Annotated in this window: 16 protein-coding genes; 7 read left to right on the top strand and 9 right to left on the bottom strand. The window is 58.6% G+C overall.

What is annotated here, in order from left to right; translation table 11 throughout:
• Window positions 1–16: 16 nt before the first annotated feature.
• Together chbB and osmE are read right to left on the bottom strand one after the other, a co-directional pair.
• The gene (gene chbB, locus N037_RS01150; protein ID WP_008500676.1) at window positions 17–334 is read right to left on the bottom strand and encodes a PTS N,N'-diacetylchitobiose transporter subunit IIB; all 318 of its coding nucleotides are present in this window, start codon (window positions 332–334) and stop codon (window positions 17–19) included.
• A gap of 281 nt (window positions 335–615) precedes the next feature.
• Window positions 616–960: an osmotically-inducible lipoprotein OsmE gene (osmE, locus tag N037_RS01155; RefSeq protein WP_010430142.1), complete on the bottom strand. Its 345-nt coding sequence runs from the start codon at window positions 958–960 to the stop codon at window positions 616–618.
• Window positions 961–1,192: 232 nt separating this feature from the next.
• Between osmE and nadE the strand changes: the two genes are divergently transcribed.
• Window positions 1,193–2,020, top strand: a complete 828-nt coding sequence (gene nadE, locus N037_RS01160; RefSeq protein WP_032638345.1) for an ammonia-dependent NAD(+) synthetase — start codon at window positions 1,193–1,195, stop codon at window positions 2,018–2,020.
• Between the two features lie 133 nt (window positions 2,021–2,153).
• Complete coding sequence (gene cho, locus N037_RS01165) at window positions 2,154–3,044, top strand: excinuclease Cho (RefSeq protein ID WP_181012994.1); 891 nt, start codon at window positions 2,154–2,156, stop codon at window positions 3,042–3,044.
• Here cho and ves read toward each other — a convergent pair.
• The 7 genes from ves to astC all read right to left on the bottom strand — a co-directional run bounded on the left by ves (window position 3,022) and on the right by astC (window position 10,733).
• Window positions 3,022–3,579 (bottom strand): environmental stress-induced protein Ves, encoded by a 558-nt coding sequence (gene ves, locus N037_RS01170; RefSeq protein ID WP_023335356.1) that lies wholly within the window; start codon window positions 3,577–3,579, stop codon window positions 3,022–3,024. The genes cho and ves overlap by 23 nt on opposite strands.
• A 297-nt stretch (window positions 3,580–3,876) precedes the next feature.
• Window positions 3,877–4,371, bottom strand: a complete 495-nt coding sequence (gene spy / locus N037_RS01175; protein ID WP_032638350.1) for an ATP-independent periplasmic protein-refolding chaperone Spy — start codon at window positions 4,369–4,371, stop codon at window positions 3,877–3,879.
• Between the two features lie 338 nt (window positions 4,372–4,709).
• The gene (astE, locus tag N037_RS01180) at window positions 4,710–5,675 is read right to left on the bottom strand and encodes a succinylglutamate desuccinylase (RefSeq protein WP_032638352.1); all 966 of its coding nucleotides are present in this window, start codon (window positions 5,673–5,675) and stop codon (window positions 4,710–4,712) included.
• A 10-nt stretch (window positions 5,676–5,685) separates the two neighbouring features.
• Window positions 5,686–7,011 (bottom strand): N-succinylarginine dihydrolase, encoded by a 1,326-nt coding sequence (astB, locus tag N037_RS01185; RefSeq protein ID WP_032638354.1) that lies wholly within the window; start codon window positions 7,009–7,011, stop codon window positions 5,686–5,688.
• Window positions 6,998–8,485: a succinylglutamate-semialdehyde dehydrogenase gene (astD, locus tag N037_RS01190; protein ID WP_032638356.1), complete on the bottom strand. Its 1,488-nt coding sequence runs from the start codon at window positions 8,483–8,485 to the stop codon at window positions 6,998–7,000. The genes astB and astD overlap by 14 nt, the downstream gene beginning before the upstream one ends.
• Window positions 8,482–9,516, bottom strand: coding sequence for an arginine N-succinyltransferase (astA, locus tag N037_RS01195; protein ID WP_023311275.1), 1,035 nt, complete (start codon window positions 9,514–9,516; stop codon window positions 8,482–8,484). The genes astD and astA overlap by 4 nt, the downstream gene beginning before the upstream one ends.
• A complete protein-coding gene (astC, locus tag N037_RS01200) occupies window positions 9,513–10,733 on the bottom strand; it encodes a succinylornithine/acetylornithine transaminase (protein WP_032638358.1) in 1,221 nt (406 codons plus the stop codon). The genes astA and astC overlap by 4 nt, the downstream gene beginning before the upstream one ends.
• Window positions 10,734–11,166: 433 nt before the next feature.
• Here astC and xthA point away from each other — a divergent pair, with 433 nt between their 5' ends.
• The 5 genes from xthA to N037_RS01225 are packed head-to-tail and all read left to right on the top strand — an operon-like array spanning window position 11,167 to window position 15,961.
• On the top strand, window positions 11,167–11,973 hold the full coding sequence (xthA, locus tag N037_RS01205) for an exodeoxyribonuclease III (protein WP_023335349.1): 807 nt from the start codon (window positions 11,167–11,169) through the stop codon (window positions 11,971–11,973).
• Window positions 11,974–11,979: 6 nt separating this feature from the next.
• Window positions 11,980–12,663, top strand: coding sequence for a TVP38/TMEM64 family protein (locus N037_RS01210; protein ID WP_032638361.1), 684 nt, complete (start codon window positions 11,980–11,982; stop codon window positions 12,661–12,663).
• 15 nt (window positions 12,664–12,678) lie between these two features.
• Window positions 12,679–13,839, top strand: a complete 1,161-nt coding sequence (locus tag N037_RS01215) for an ABC transporter substrate-binding protein (RefSeq protein ID WP_420254941.1) — start codon at window positions 12,679–12,681, stop codon at window positions 13,837–13,839.
• Window positions 13,812–15,341 carry a thiamine ABC transporter permease gene (locus tag N037_RS01220; protein ID WP_032638366.1) on the top strand — a complete coding sequence of 510 codons (1,530 nt, stop codon included), beginning with the start codon at window positions 13,812–13,814 and terminating at the stop codon, window positions 15,339–15,341. Before N037_RS01215 ends, N037_RS01220 begins: the two co-directional genes overlap by 28 nt.
• Window positions 15,341–15,961, top strand: a complete 621-nt coding sequence (locus N037_RS01225; protein ID WP_032638368.1) for an ATP-binding cassette domain-containing protein — start codon at window positions 15,341–15,343, stop codon at window positions 15,959–15,961. Before N037_RS01220 ends, N037_RS01225 begins: the two co-directional genes overlap by 1 nt.
• Window positions 15,962–16,031: the final 70 nt, after the last annotated feature.

Below are 16,031 nucleotides of genomic sequence, written 5' to 3' on the forward strand. Positions count from 1 at the left end.
ACGGGAAAAATAAAAATTAATTAGCAGCTTTTTTAATGGCTGCCACAGCAGCTTTAAGAACACCTAAACCATCAATCTTGCCGTACAGCCCTGAGTCGATCACTTCGACCGGTTTATTGGGTAACAGTCGTTGAATTTCGGGCAACATATAGGCAATTTGCGGTCCCAGTAAAACAACATCGGCTGTCTGGCCTTTTTCACCCGCCAGCGTCTCTGGAAACGCTTCGATCACCACAGGGACTTCATACTTTTCAGCCTGCGCACGCATCTTTGATACCAGAAGCGACGTTGACATGCCCGCTGAGCAGAACAGGTAGATATGTTTCTTTTCCATCGTGATTTCCCTCTTGTATGACTACCTGCCATCGCGCTATCACTCGACTTGCTGTCCCGGCAGACAGGTAGCTTGCGTACTGTTGTTTATCGTTGGAGTGAGTATACGCAATGGTACAGACAGGGGATAATTCTGGATAGGCTCAAATTGTCTCTCATTGACCTGGCTTGTTGACTCCCTTCACATTTCGGGCAAATAATTCGCGCAAAGAAATAAGATTTTCTGATGCATAAAAAAACCGGCCCGTGGGCCGGTTTGTTAACATCCTCAGGCAAGCAGGGTTACTGCGCCTTAGGTGCCTGCGGATCGGTATCGTATTCAGCACAGGTCTGATAGCCGGAGTTGATCACATGACCGGTATCATCCAGGGCGACAAAGTAGGTTTCTGCCTTACCATCACGTTGACCCAGGATATAGGTCTGGCAGGTCCCCTTCGCATGAATCATGGTCACTTCAGAAGAAGGTTTACCGGCAATCGCAGCCACCTGCGAACGGGTCATGCCTTTTTTAACGTCTTTTACTACCGGCTGTGTAAACTGATCCTTGGTGCGATCGTAAGCCGTACACCCTGCCAGCATAGTCAGTACCGCCGCTGCGCTAAGAATTCCTGCTACGTTCTTGTTCATATTCCGTCCTCTTGTTTATCAGCGTGTTATCTAAGCATGGGATAAAAAGTACTATTGTTCAACTTTGTGGATTACGCCAGACGAATTTCGGAAAATTCTAATAAAACAACGATAACCTGCTAAAACGGCGCAAATTAGCGCACTCGAAACTGTGATCCTTGTCGTTTCTCGCCCAAAGGGTTAGTTTTAACAGCTAACACATTCTGTTTATGTACTGCATATGGAGGGCGTGATGGCTCTGCAACAAGAGATTATTCAGGCACTGGGCGCGAAGCCTACGGTAGATGCACATGAAGAGATCCGCCGCAGCGTGGATTTTTTAAAATCGTACTTAAAAAAGAACGCTTTCCTGAAATCCCTGGTGCTGGGCATCAGCGGCGGCCAGGACTCTACCCTGACCGGTAAACTCTGTCAGATGGCGATTTCAGAGCTTCGTGAAGAGACGGGCGATGAGACGCTGCAGTTTATCGCGGTGCGTCTTCCGTATGGCGTACAGGCGGACGAGCAGGATTGCCAGGATGCCATTGAGTTCATTCAGCCTGACCGCGTGCTGACCGTGAATATTAAGGGCTCGGTGCTGGCAAGCGAGCAGGCGCTTCGCGAAGCGGGCATTGAACTGAGCGATTTTGTGCGCGGCAACGAGAAAGCCCGCGAGCGCATGAAAGCGCAGTACAGCATTGCCGGAATGACCAAAGGCGTCGTCGTCGGCACCGACCATGCGGCAGAAGCGATCACCGGTTTCTTCACCAAATATGGCGACGGCGGCACCGACATTAACCCGATCTTCCGTCTCAACAAGCGTCAGGGTAAGCAGCTGCTGGCCGCGCTGGGCTGTCCTGAGCATCTGTATAAGAAAGCGCCGACAGCGGACCTTGAAGACGATCGCCCTTCCCTGCCGGATGAAGCGGCCCTTGGCGTCACCTATGACAACATTGATGATTATCTGGAAGGCAAAAAGCTGGATGAAGGTACCGCGAAAATCATCGAAGGCTGGTATCTGAAAACCGAGCACAAGCGCCACACGCCCATTACGGTGTTTGACGACTTCTGGAAGAAATAGCCAACATTTTTGCCCAGCGGCGCTTCGCTTGCAGGGCCTACGGTTTCGCGCTGTTGTAGGCCGGGTAAGCGCAGCGCCACCCGGCTCTTTTTTAACCAAACCGTCTCTGCTACACTGTATGCCTGAACAGTATATGGAGCAGTATGTGAGCAGGCGTCAATCCGCCCCTCGTCTTGAGTTTGAAGCGGCGGCTATCTACGAATATCCCGAACACCTTCGCCCCTGGCTTGAGGCGCTGCCTAAACAGCCGGGCGTGTACATCTTTCACGGCGAAAGCGACACCCTGCCGCTCTATATCGGCAAGAGCGTGAACATTCGCAGCCGGGTGTTATCCCATCTCCGTACGCCGGACGAGGCCGCCATGCTGCGCCAGTCGCGACGCATTACCTGGTTCCAGACGGCGGGAGAAATGGGCGCGCTGCTGCTGGAGGCGCGGTTGATAAAAGAACAACAGCCGCTGTTCAATAAACGCCTGCGCCGCAACCGTCAGCTCTGCTCCCTGCAGATCAACGATGGCAGGCCGCAGGTCGTCTACGCGCGCGACGTCGATTTTTCTCATGCCCCGAATCTCTATGGGCTGTTCGCCAATAAACGCGCCGCACTCCAGGCGCTGCAGACGCTGGCGGACGAGCGACAGCTTTGCTATAGCCTTTTGGGTCTGGAGGCAACCACCCGCGGACGCGCCTGTTTTCGATCCGCGCTGAAGCGCTGCGCCGGTGCCTGCTGCGGGAAAGAGAGCGTTGAGGCGCATCACGCCAGGCTCCTTAGCGGTCTGGCGGCCATCAGCGTGAACTGCTGGCCCTGGGAAAGCGCCGTTGCGCTAAAAGAAGTGGGCGAGGCCATGACCCAGTATCACATCGTCAACAACTGGCTCTGGCTGGGTGCTGTCGACGACATCAGCGACGCGGCTACCCTGCTGCGCACGCCCGCCGGATTTGACCACGATGGCTACAAAATTCTCTGTAAACCGGTCCTGGCCGGAAAGTTTGAGATCATAGTGCTCAATGACCCGGCAGCCACGTGATTTCGCTGAACAATAAGGTGCCCTGAGCCTCCAGCAGACGCAGCGTATGGGACCCCTCCTCCCAGCTGGCGCCCTGATCGGCCGTCAGCAGTTTATCCCCCAGCTGCCACGCCCCGCTCAGCACAAACACCACGCCCCCGCGCGAGCCAAAGGTGGTAAAGGTTCGGTCAGCAACGCGTACCTTCGCCTGGCAGCAGTCGCGCCGGGTCATGATGTTAAAGTCCATCGCCATCCGCCCATCACAAAGAAGCGCTTTCACCGGCAAATCGCCGGCAAAACTGTAGGGCTGGTGATGCTTCAGGGTATGGAAGAACGCCTGGCCAGCATCCAGCGTCACCTCTCCCCCTTCCAGCAGGGTAATCACCCGATCGACACCGGGAAACGAGGAGAATTCGCCGTTGCTGGCGATAGTCGCGATACTGGCACGCCAGTGAAAATCGCGCGTCGCGGGAGGGAAGCAGCAAATCTCACGCGTTTCGCCAGCACCATTGCGCCAGAGGCTGACCGGCATCTTACGGATATCAAAGAACTCCATCACCACTCCTGAATGGCACAACCCGTGCCAGGGCAAAGATATCGCTATCGTTGCTGTTTTGTTTGTTATCGTTGGGTATTCACAGAAACAGTATCGGCAGCAGAGCGGACAGGCCTTAGCGGAACGTTAATAAAAATTCTAACGCCATGACTCTGCAAACATTCTCTGAAGCGACTACAGGAGGATACCGCGCTGGCGGCGGCAGGCAAGAGGGCAGGAAAGAAAAACCGCCGGTCCTGTCCACAGCGGTTGCGCTTTTGTGGACAGGATCCCGGCGGTCTTAAGAGTGTGAACCGATTATTCGGTTGGTGCTGGCATTTTACCTTCCATCGCCGGACGTTCTGTCAGACGCTTCTCAAAATTCGCATTAAATTGTTTTTTCTGTTCCGGGGTCAGAATGTTGTAGATCTTGTTCTGGGTTTCCATGTGAGCCAGCATGCGGGCTTTGTGCTGCTCGGCCATTTTGTCGATCTGCGCTTCGGCTTTCGCCTTATCGAAGCTGTCGCTGGCGATGATGTCATGCATTGCACGACGCTCTTCAAGCGGAGGACGCTTCATCTGGTCGCGTTCGCCTTTTCTGATGTCGCGGATCTGCTGCTTCTGCACATCCGTCAGGTTGAGATCCTTAAACATCATCATCTCGTTGTGCATACCCGGACCTTTATGATGCATCATCATTTTGCCTTCAGCAGGCGCGGCAGTCGTAGTGGTCGCAGTATCTGCGGCGAACGCCATGCTGGTAGCGCCCAGAGCCAGGGTAGAAGCAACAAACAGTGCAGTAAACTTACGCATAATTTATTTCCTTTCTTTCAGTTATTCTTCGGCGCTATGCCGTGTTGACGAGATTAACTTTACGGGGTTTATCGTCAATTAGTCAGAGCAACGGTAAAACAATGAAAGTGTAAAAAACAAATTTTCGCCAAATGTGGAGGAAATAAGGATAAAGCGTGGAGAGTTGCAACCAAAAATATTCAATACGATGATTTTAAAGAAATTTAGCAGAAGTATAGCGAAGTGAAGATCAATAATAAAGCAATTCACCAGGAATATTCTGCAAAAAACGCGCAAGCGCTTTAATCGTTAAGAAAAGTTTTTTACTTCCCCCTCCCGGATGATGAGAGGGGAAAGGTTCAGGATATTTTTTCCAGCATCAGCCCGGCCCGCAGGCCAAACGCGACGGTGGGGTTAGGGAATAAAACATACTCGGTGGTTTTCTGCACCTCATAACGTTCCTCGCCATCCTCAGCCAGCAGCGCCCCTTTGCGGAACGGCGTGAAGTTCAGGGTGTGCGCGGCCATATGGAGCAGAAAGGCATCGCTGCGCCGCGTGATCTGCTGTACGACACGATACCGCTCGACGGGCTGATGCGCGTGCTCGGGAGCCGTTCCTCCCAGCAGCGCCCGAAGAGCAAGATGCGTAGGCGCAAAGCGGGTGAGATCGTTCTGGCCGAACGGCAGCGCTTTTCCCAGCTCCAGCGTGCAGGCCAGCGAGCCGAAACGTTCACAGGTGAAATGGGTAAACGTTCCGCCCGGCGACTGATGAAATACCAGCGCCTCCAGCCCGGCGTCACCCAGCCAGCTCAGGAAATCTTCATCCCAGGGCTGATTGCGCTGCGGCAGAACGCCGAAGCGGACGTGGTAAGACGCGCGGATTGCCGTATGCAGATCCAGATGCCAGCGCGCCGGTCCCGCAGCGGCAAAAAACGCGGTCACGGCGTTCTCCAGCCACTCTGCCCGCGCCGTTTCATCGCTCTGCGGAAACTGCGACCAGCGGCCGCCGAACATGCGGTTAATGTCGCTCACCAGATACCGTTTGTTTTGCGCCAGCGCGGGGGGATTGCCGAGCACCACCAGCACGCGGCACTTCAGGGCGATCTCATTGCGGTACAGCGCACGCAGCAGCAGATCAACAATCTCAACGGGTGCGGTTTCATTCCCGTGGATACCCGCTGAAAGCAGCAGCGAGAGATCGCTTTTTACGGTCGGCGTCAGCTCAAGCACCCCGCGCCCCAGCCACCGCCAGCGAAATGAGGGGCCGTCCCCCTCTTTCTGTTCCGGCGTCTCATCGGCCAGGGTCAGCGCCAGTAAATTTTCCATATCCACTCCTTTAGCGCTGGAACGGGTAAACCGATCCCAGCTGCAGGATTGTCGATAACGCGTCCAGCGCCTCGCGCCCTTCACGCAGAAGCTGCGGGTCAACCAGATCCGCCTGCGTCAGACGATCGCGATAGTAGCGATCGACCCAGTCATTCAGCCGCGTAAAGAGCGTATCGTTCATCATGACCGCCGGGTTTACCGCCTGCATTTCGTCCTGGGTCAGGACCACGCGCAGACGTAAACAGGCGGGACCACCGCCGTTAGCCATGCTTTCGCGCAGATCAAACACGCGCAGTTCGTCAATCGGGTTATCGGCCTTCACCAGCTCCGTCAGGTAGCGCCACACGCCTTGATGATCCCGGGACTCCTGCGGCAGGACCAGCATCATGCTGCCATCGTCACGGCTGAGCAGCTGGCTATTGAACAGATACGTTTCTACCGCGTCCTGCACACTCACCGCCTCCGTGGGCACCTGAATTGGCGTAAAGCCGCGCACGCGCTCATGCAGCGTGGCGAGCAGCTTCTCCTGATGGGCAAACGCCTGCTCGTGGCAGAACAGCACCTGACGGTTAGAGACGGCAATCACGTCGTTATGGAACACGCCCTGGTCAATCACATGCGGGTTTTGCTGGGCAAATACCACCTGGGAAGGATTAACCTGGTTCAGGCGAGCAACCGCCTGGCTGGCCGCCAGCGTCTGGCGGGCAGGATAACGGGTTGGCGCGGCGTGGCCCCCCTCTTCTCGCCCGTAGATAAACAGCTGCAGGCCCGGGTCGCCATAGTCGCCCCCCAGGCGGTTATGGTTGGCCGCGCCTTCATCGCCAAACATCGCCACCTGCGGCAGAGCCTGATGCACCTCAAAATGGGCGTCATGGTTGAAAATGGCGCGCAGCACGCGCTCGGTGGTTTCCGCTTCGGTGGCGCGGTGGAATTTATTGTGCAGGTTCGCCACCGTCAGATGGACTTTGCCATCCAGCGTGTCGGCTGACGGCGCGACGGTCGCGGCGTTTGCCACCCACATCGAAGAGGCGGAGCTTGCCGCAGAGAGCAGGTGCGGCGTCTGCGTACCCGCTTTTTCAACCACCAGCTCATCGCTGCCGGTGAAACCGAGCTGGCGTAACACCGCCACGTTCGGGCGTTCCTGCGGCGGAATAACCGCCTGCGGGAAACCGGCATCCGCCAGCGCCTTCATTTTTAGCAGCCCCTGCTTCGCCGCCAGCTTCGGGTTCGAGACCTGAAAACGGTGCTTCGTCGAGGCTTCATTACCAAAAGAGAGACCGGCATAGTGGTGCGTCAGCCCCACCAGCCCGTCAAAGTTAACCTCACGCGCTTTCATGACGATCCCCTCCGGTAAAATCCAGCCCCGGATTAAGCGTCTCCGGCAGCGTCAGCGCCGGGGTTTCCAGGCTCGCCATCGGCCACGCGCAGTAATCGGCGGCATACCACGCGCTGGCGCGATGGTTCCCCGACGCGCCCACGCCGCCGAACGGCGCGGTGCTCGCAGCCCCGGTCAGCGGTTTATTCCAGTTCACAATCCCGGCGCGCGCTTCCAGCAGCAGTTGTTCAAACTTCTCGCGATGCGGCGAAATCAGCCCGCTCGACAGGCCGTAGCGGGTGTTATTCGCCATCGCAATGGCCGCATCGAAATCATCGTAACGCCAGACGCACAGCAGCGGGCCAAAGACCTCTTCATCCGGCACGTTATTCGCGCCGCTCATCTCAATAATGCCCGGCGTCAGCAGCGAGGTACCCGGCTGAACCTGCTTCGGCTCCAGCAGGGTTTTCGCGCCGCGCGCGACGTGGTCCTGCCAGGCCTTCAGCACGTTAAGCGCGGCCTGCTCGGAAATCAGCCCGCCGATGAACGGCTGCGGGTCGGCATCCCACGCGGCAGGCACCAGACGCGCGCTCACTTCTACCAGTCGCTTCAGGAAGGCATCCCCCTGCGCGCCGCGCTTGACCAGCAGGCGGCGGGAGCAGGTGCAGCGCTGTCCGGCGGTAATAAAGGCGGACTGAATCGTCAGGTGCACCGCGGCGTCGATATCGTCAGGGTCTTCCACAATCAGCGGGTTGTTGCCGCCCATTTCCAGCGCCAGAATTTTCTCCGGCTGCCCTGCCAGCTGGCGGTGCAGCTGATAGCCCGTCCCGGCGCTGCCGGTGAACAGCAGGCCGTCGATATCGCTCAGCGCGCTCAGCGCCTGGCCGGTTTCCCGCCCGCCCTGCACCAGGTTCAGCACGCCCGGCGGCAGGCCGGCCTGCTCCCACAGCTTAACCACCGCCTCACCGGTTAATGGCGTCAGCTCGCTCGGTTTGAAGATGACGGTATTGCCCGCCAGCAGCGCAGGCACAATGTGTCCATTCGGCAGGTGTCCCGGGAAGTTATACGGGCCAAATACCGCCAGCACGCCGTGCGGACGGTGGCGCAGCGTGGCCGCGCCGTCCGGCATGTCGGTATGCTGTTCTCCAGTGCGCGCGTGGTACGCCTTGACCGAAATGGCGATTTTGTTGATCATCGCCGTCACTTCGGTTGTCGCTTCCCAGCGCGGTTTACTGGTTTCAGACGCGATGATGCGCGTCAGTTCGGCCTTGTTTGCTTCCAGCAGCCCGGCAAACTTTTCAACAATTTCCTGGCGCACGGCGAAAGGCTGTTTTGCCCATGCCGGAAACGCGCGGCGAGCGGCCAGACAGGCTTGTTCCACCTGCATGGCGCTGGCGTCATGCCCCTTCCAGAGCACCTCTTTTCCAACCGGATTGGTTTTTACGCGCTCTTCGCCTTCGCCCGTGACCCAGTCACCGTTAATCCATAATGTCATGCTGTTTTCTCCTCAGGGCAGAGACGCACCAGGCGAACCGTATCGCCGGCGTTACATTTCAGGGCATCCAGTTCTGCAGCCGTCAGCACCAGACGTTCACATTTCGGGTTGGTACGCACCAGCATGGCGCGGAAGTTGGCGTAATTTTCGTTCGACACCAGACAGGCGGGCCAGTCACCCGGCGCGGGCTGGCCTTCAGAGACCTCAACCAGACGGCTTTTACGGATCGCGCGCACGCGGTCGATATCGCACTCAAGCGTAGGTCCGCCGTCAAAGATGTCGACATAGTTGCGGTAGCGGAAGCCCTCTTTCTCCAGCACCGCGCGGGCGGGCGCGGTTTGCGGATGGACTTCGCCAATCACCGCCTGCGCTTCCGGGCTGAGGAAATGGGTATAGATAGGATGCTTCGGCATCAGTTCGGCGATAAAGGCTTTTTGGCCAGTGCCGCAGAGATAGTCCGCCCGGCTGAACTCCATCGAGAAGAAGCGCTCGCCCAGGCTCTCCCAGAACGGCGAGTAGCCGGTGTCGTCGATTACGCCGCGCATCTCGGCTACCACTTTTTCGTTAAATCGATCGCGGAAGGCGGCCATAAACATAAAGCGCGATTTGGAGAGCAGATAGCCGTTGCCCTCTTTGCGCCACGCCGGGTCGAGGAACAACGTGCAGAGCTCGCTGGCGCCCGTGTGGTCATTGCAGAGAAACAGCGTGGGCAGCGCGTTGTAGACGTTCAGCTCTTTCGAGGCGTGAACCATGGTGCCGACGCGGTAGTTATACCACGGATCGTTAAGCCCGACGGCCACTTCAATGGCGCAGATCCCGGCCACGGTCCCCGTGTCGGTGTCTTCCAGCACGAACACGTACCCCTGTTCGCTTTTTGGCAACGTCCCCTGCCAGGTTTGCAGGGCGCGCTCAATGCGCGCCGACAGCGTTTTTTCATCGGCAGGAAGCGAGGTCAGCCCGCCTCCGGTCTTACCGGCAAGCTGCATGAGCCCGGCGAGATCGCCGCGCTCAACGGGACGGATGACCATCATGATGACACCCCGGATTTCACTTTTTCACACGCCAGTGCAAAACGGTCCAGACCGGTTTGCACCTCTTCCTCGCTGACGATCAGCGCCGGCGCAAAACGCACCACGTTGGCACCGGCAATCAGCACCATCACGCCCACCTTTGCCGCTTCCTGTGAAATAAGTTTAGCTTTTCCGGCAAACTCAGCGGTGAGCTCGCAGCCGATTAACAGCCCCAGACCGCGAATTTCTTTAAACAGCCCCGTTTTGCCGTTGATGGCATTCAGGCGCTCGACAAACCAGTCGTGACGCTGCTTAACGCCTTTCAGCACCTCAGGCGTGTTAATGATGTCCAGAACCTGCCCGGCGACGGCGGTGGCCAACGGGTTGCCGCCGTAGGTGGTGCCATGGGTACCCACGGTCATTACGCTGGCGAATTTATCGGTGGTCAGCGTCGCCCCAATCGGGAAGCCGCCGCCCAGCGCTTTGGCGGTCGACAGCACGTCTGGCGTCACGCCGTAGTGCATATAGGCATACAGCTCGCCGGTGCGGCCCACGCCGGTCTGCACTTCGTCGAAAATCAGAACCGCGTTGTGGCGATCGCACAGCTCGCGCAGCCCCTGCAGGAAGGCTTTTTGCGCCGGAAGCACGCCACCCTCGCCCTGCATCGGCTCGACGATCACCGCGCAGGTGGTGTCGTTAATCAGCTCGCTGGCGGACTGCAGATCGTTATAGATGCCGTGGCGAATATCCGGCGGCAGCGGGGCGAAATCCTGCGAGTAGGAAGGCTGGCCGCCCGCGCTGACGGTAAAGAGCGTGCGCCCGTGGAAGGCATTTTTAAACGCAACGATGCCGCTCTTGTGGGTTCCAAATTTATCGTGCGCATATTTGCGCGCCAGCTTCAGCGCCGCTTCGTTGGCTTCTGCCCCCGAGTTACAGAAAAAGACTTTTTCGGCAAACGTCGCGTCGATCAGTTTTTTGGCCAGGCGCAGCGCTGGCTCGTTGGTAAAGCCGTTGCCGGTATGCCAGAACTTCGACGCCTGGTCATTCAGCGCCTGACGCAGCGCAGGGTGCGCATGACCCAGCGCGTTGACCGCAATCCCACCTGCAAAGTCGATATACTCTTTACCCTGCTGATCCCACAGGCGCGAGCCTTCCCCACGAACCGGAATAAAAGCCGCCGGAGCGTAAACCGGCATCATCCATTCATCGAAATTTTCACGCGTAATTGACAGAGACATAGCGACCTCATCCGGTAAATAAAAAGTTATTTGAATGTTAAATAATTGAGTGTTTGCACTGTGAATGTAGATTGCAGCCTTCGTGCCAGCCAGCGATAAAAATGCATAAACGGGTTGGGGTAACAGAATATCAACAAGTTACGATATGGAGTTATTCACTGTTAGTGCATAATAAGTGAATATTTTTACGACAAGCGGCGCTTTGCCGCATGAAAATCAGAAAGAGTATGCACAGGCCAAATATAATTCTGGAATTGTGATCGCTCGCGAAATTTATCGGTCATTTACGCCCTGTTTGAGGGCGAGGCGCGTCAGAATGGTGCAAATATTGCACCACCGGCATTATCTGTCGCAGTTATTGGCCGAACCCGGTAACAGTTGACGCAAATTCTGCTACCATCCATGCACTATTCACCTTGCACTGGCAGCGACTATGAAATTTGTCTCTTTTAATATCAACGGCCTGCGCGCCCGCCCCCATCAGCTTGAAGCCATTGTTGAGCAACATCAGCCAGATGTGATCGGCCTGCAGGAGACCAAGGTTCACGACGACATGTTCCCCCTCGAAGAGGTGGCGAAGCTCGGCTACAACGTCTTCTATCATGGGCAGAAAGGCCATTACGGCGTTGCGCTGTTGACCAAAGAGACGCCGGTTTCCGTGCGCCGCGGGTTTCCCGGCGATGACGAAGAAGCACAGCGCCGCATCATCATGGCGGAGCTACCTTCCCCACTGGGGAACATCACCGTGATTAATGGTTACTTTCCCCAGGGCGAAAGCCGCGACCATCCGACCAAATTCCCGGCTAAAGCCAGGTTTTATCAGGATCTGCAGGACTATCTGACCACCGAACTGAACAAAGACAATCCGGTGCTGATCATGGGTGATGTGAACATCAGCCCGACCGATCTGGATATCGGTATTGGCGAAGAGAACCGCAAACGCTGGCTGCGTACCGGCAAATGCTCCTTCCTGCCGGAAGAGCGCGAGTGGATGCAGCGCCTGCTGGACTGGGGCCTGGTGGATACCTTCCGTACCGCCAACCCGGACACGCAGGACCGCTTCTCGTGGTTTGACTATCGCTCAAAAGGCTTTGACGACAACCGTGGCCTGCGCATCGACCTGCTGCTGGCCAGCTCGCCGCTGGCAGAGCGCTGCATCGAAACCGGGATCGACTACGAGATCCGCAGCATGGAAAAACCGTCTGACCACGCGCCGGTGTGGGCTAAATTCAAGCTGTAATGACGCGTGAATATTCGAAAAATACTCTTCATGTGCGCCCTTCTGGGCGCATTTATTCTGACGTTTGTCATGCTTCCCCCAGGCACCCTCTCCCTGGAAGGGATTAAAACCCACCAGCAGGCATTACTCTCCCATGTTGACCACGCGCCGCTGCGAAGCGCGCTGATCTTTTTCGCGCTCTACGTGGCGGTCTCCGCCCTGTCGATCCCCGGCGCGGCGATCCTCACCCTGTTGGGCGGGGCGTTATTTCCCCTGTGGGAAGGCACCGTGCTGGTCTCGTTTGCCTCCACGCTCGGGGCCACGCTTGCGATGCTCGCCAGCCGTTATCTGCTACGCGACGGGGTCCAGCGGCGGTTTGCTCAGCAGATGAAAACGGTGAACGCCGGCATGGTGCAAGACGGCGCGGGCTATCTTTTTGCCCTGCGCCTGATGCCGCTGTTCCCGTTTTTCCTGGTGAATTTGCTGATGGGGCTAACCCGCATCGGAGTCTGCCGCTACTGGTGGGTCAGCCAGGTCGCCATGCTGCCCGCGACGGTGGTCTTTCTCAACGCCGGGCGCGAGCTGGGGAAAGTGGCGTCCCTGCGCGATATTTTGTCGCCGGCCATGCTATTCGCCTTTACACTACTGGGGTTATTGCCGCTGGCCACGCGCCGGCTGTTTTCCCGTTACCTCCCGTCTGTTAAAAAGTGAGGCATTATGCGCCGTGTGCGTTTTTGCGCGTTCCTGGCAGGTCTGCTGCTGACAGCCCCCCTCTGTGCCGCCGAAAGCTGGCACGCTATCCAACAGCAGGCCAAAGGCCAGACCGTCTGGTTTAACGCCTGGGGCGGCGATCCGGCGGTCAACCGCTACCTTGAGTGGGTCAGCGGTGAGATGCAAACGCACTACGCCATTACCCTAAAAATCGTCCCGCTGGCGGACGCCGCCGATGCGGTAAAACGTATTCAGACCGAAGCTGCCGCTGGGCGTAAGACCAAGGGCTCGGTTGACCTGCTGTGGGTCAACGGCGAAAACTTCCGCACGTTGAAAGAGGCGAACCTGCTGCAAACCGGATGGGCGAAGACGTTGCCAAACTGGCGCTATGTCGATACCCGTAAACCCGTCTCGGAAGATTTTGCTATTCCCACAGACGGGGCGGAATCGCCGTGGGGCGGCGCGCAGCTGACCTTTATCGCCCGCAAAGCCAGCATGCCGACGCCGCCGGTGGATCCACAGGCGCTGCTGGCGTACGCCCAGCAGCACCCGGGTAAGGTGAGCTATCCTCGCCCGCCCGATTTTACCGGCACGGCATTTCTTGAGCAGCTGCTGCTGACGCTTATGGCGCATCCAGAGGCGTTACAAAAAGCGCCAGATGCAACGTTTGCTCAGGTTACGGCGCCGCTCTGGACCTACCTCGACAAGCTGCACCCGCTGCTGTGGCGCGAAGGAAAAGACTTTCCCCCTACCCCTGCGCGGATGGATGCCCTGCTTGCCAGCGGCAGTCTGAACCTGTCGCTGACCTTTAACCCGGCCCATGCGCAGCAGAAAGTGGCAAGCGGCGAACTGCCTGCCGACAGCTACAGCTTTGGTTTCCATAGCGGGATGCTCGGCAACGTCCATTTTGTGGCGATCCCGGCCAACGCCAGCGCGAGCGCGGGTGCAAAAGTGGTCGCTAATTTCCTGCTGTCACCGCAGGCGCAAATCCGCAAGGCCGACCCGGCCATCTGGGGAGACCCGAGCGTGCTGGATGCGAAAACGCTGCCCGAAGGTGACGCGAAACAGCTGCGGGCCCATACGCCTCAGGGGCTGCCGCAGATGCTTGCAGAGCCGCAGTCCGCCTGGGTGAACGCGCTGGAGCAGGAATGGCTGCGTCGTTACGGCACCCGCTGAGCGGGCTAGTCCGGCTGGTGATGGCGGTGATTTATCTGCCGCTCCTGCCCGCCGGCGTCATGCTGTTCGCACCGGCGTTTTCTGTGACAAACTGGCAGCTTCTGCTGGACGATCCGCAGCTCCCTCAGGCGACCGTCGCCACGCTGGTTTCAACGCTCATCGCCACGCTGGGGGCGTTGCTGATTGCCCTTTTCCTCGTCCGTCTTTTGTGGCCCGGTCAACGCTGGCGACGCCTCTCTACCCGCCTGCCGTGGCTATTGGCGATCCCCCATGTGGCGTTTGCCACCAGCGCGTTACTGCTGTTTGCCGAGGGTGGTCTGCTTTATCAGCTCTGCACCGTCTGTTCGCCGCCGTTTGATCGCTACGGCGTCGGGCTGGGCCTGACGCTCGCGGTCAAAGAGAGCGCGTTCGTGCTGTGGGCCATTTACGCCGTACTGCCGGAAAAACGACTCGCGCAGCAGAAGATCGTCCTGCAAACCTTTGGCTACGGGCGTTATCAGACGCTCAGCTGGCTGATCCTCCCGGCGATCGCCCCTGTCCTCGGCGCGGTGATGCTGGCGGTGCTGGCATGGTCGCTATCGGTCGTGGAGGTGGCGATCGTTCTCGGACCCGGCAACCCGCCCACCCTGGCCGTGCTGGCCTTTCAGTGGCTAAGCCAGGGCGACGCCCAGCAGCAGGCAAAAGGGATGCTGCTGTGCCTGCTTCTCCTTATGCTGCTGGCCGCGCTTGCCGCCCTCGGGTATGGCCTCTGGAAGGCATGGCGTCGCACGATCCCGAACCTCGCGGGGACGCGCCCCCGGTCTCAGCGCACCGTGCCTGAGCGGGCATTCAGCGGGTTACTGCCCGCGTGCGGCATCCTGTGCACCGCGGTACTGCTGATGCTGGCGCGAGGGGGCGACGTGGGTCCCGTGGGTACCAGCCTCTCCTTCGGCCTGCTGTCGAGCCTGATCGCCCTCATCGTCATTTTTCTCTGGCTGGAATGGGGACCGCAGCGCGGCGCAGTGTGGGTGTGGCTGCCGCTCGCCCTTCCGGCGCTGCCGCTCGTCACCGGGCAATACTTTATTGCTTTGCGTCTGGGACTCGACGGGCACTATGCCGCCGTGCTCTGGAGCCATCTGCTGTGGGTGTTACCGTGGATGCTGCTGGTTCTGCAGCCCGCCTGGCGGCGAATCGATCCCCGGCTTATCCTTACCGCCAGAACGCTCGGCTGGCCACGGGCGAAAATATTCTTACTGCTGAAATGCCCCCTGCTGGTGCGTCCTGCGCTGCTGGCCTTTGCCACCGGCTTTTCCGTCAGCATGGCGCAATACATGCCGACGCTCTGGCTTGGCGCGGGGCGTTTCGCCACGCTGACCACCGAAACCGTCGCACTCAGCAGCGGGGGCAGCATCCCCGTTCTCGCTAGCCGGGCGCTGGGATTACTGCTGGTTACGGGGACGGTTTTCGGTATTGCCGCCCTGTTATCCCGGCTCGCAGGCCGCTACCGTCAAGGATTACGTTAATGCTGCAGGTAAAAGATCTCACCATCGAACCGCTTTTCCGCGAGGTCAGTTTTTGCGTTCCTCGCGGGGAGATCGTTACCCTGATGGGGCCGTCCGGCAGCGGCAAGTCGACCCTTTTTGCGTGGATGGTCGGCGCGCTGTCAGACGATTTTCGGGCGCAAGGCGAACTGTGGCTCGACGCGCGTCGCTGCGACGGCCTTCCCGTCGAATCCCGCGGGCTGGGCATCCTCTTTCAGGACGCGCTGCTGTTTGAACAGTTCAGCGTCGGGCAAAATTTGCTGCTGGCCTTGCCTGAGCGGATCGCAGGGCGCGCGCGTCGGGAAGCGGTCGAGCAGGCGCTGGATTCCGCCGGGCTGAGCGGTCATTACGCCAGCGATCCGGCCACCCTCTCCGGCGGGGAGCGTGCCCGGGTCAGCCTGCTGCGGGCCCTGCTCGCTGAGCCGCAGGCGCTGCTGCTGGATGAACCGTTCAGCCGCCTCGATAAAACGCTGCGCACGACGTTTCGGACATGGGTATTTGACGCCGTCCGCGCGCGCAATATCCCGGTGGTGCTGGTCACCCATGACGAAGATGATATTCCGCCCGGCGGCGAGCTGATTGAGATTTCTCGCTGGCAATAATGTGCTAACGCAATGTTTTCCGTTTCCGGAGAGACGACAATGCCCCCCTCTTTTACTGACGTCAGGTTAT

It is taken from the genome of Enterobacter sp. EGD-HP1 (genome assembly GCF_000733275.2).
Lineage (GTDB): Bacteria > Pseudomonadota > Gammaproteobacteria > Enterobacterales > Enterobacteriaceae > Enterobacter.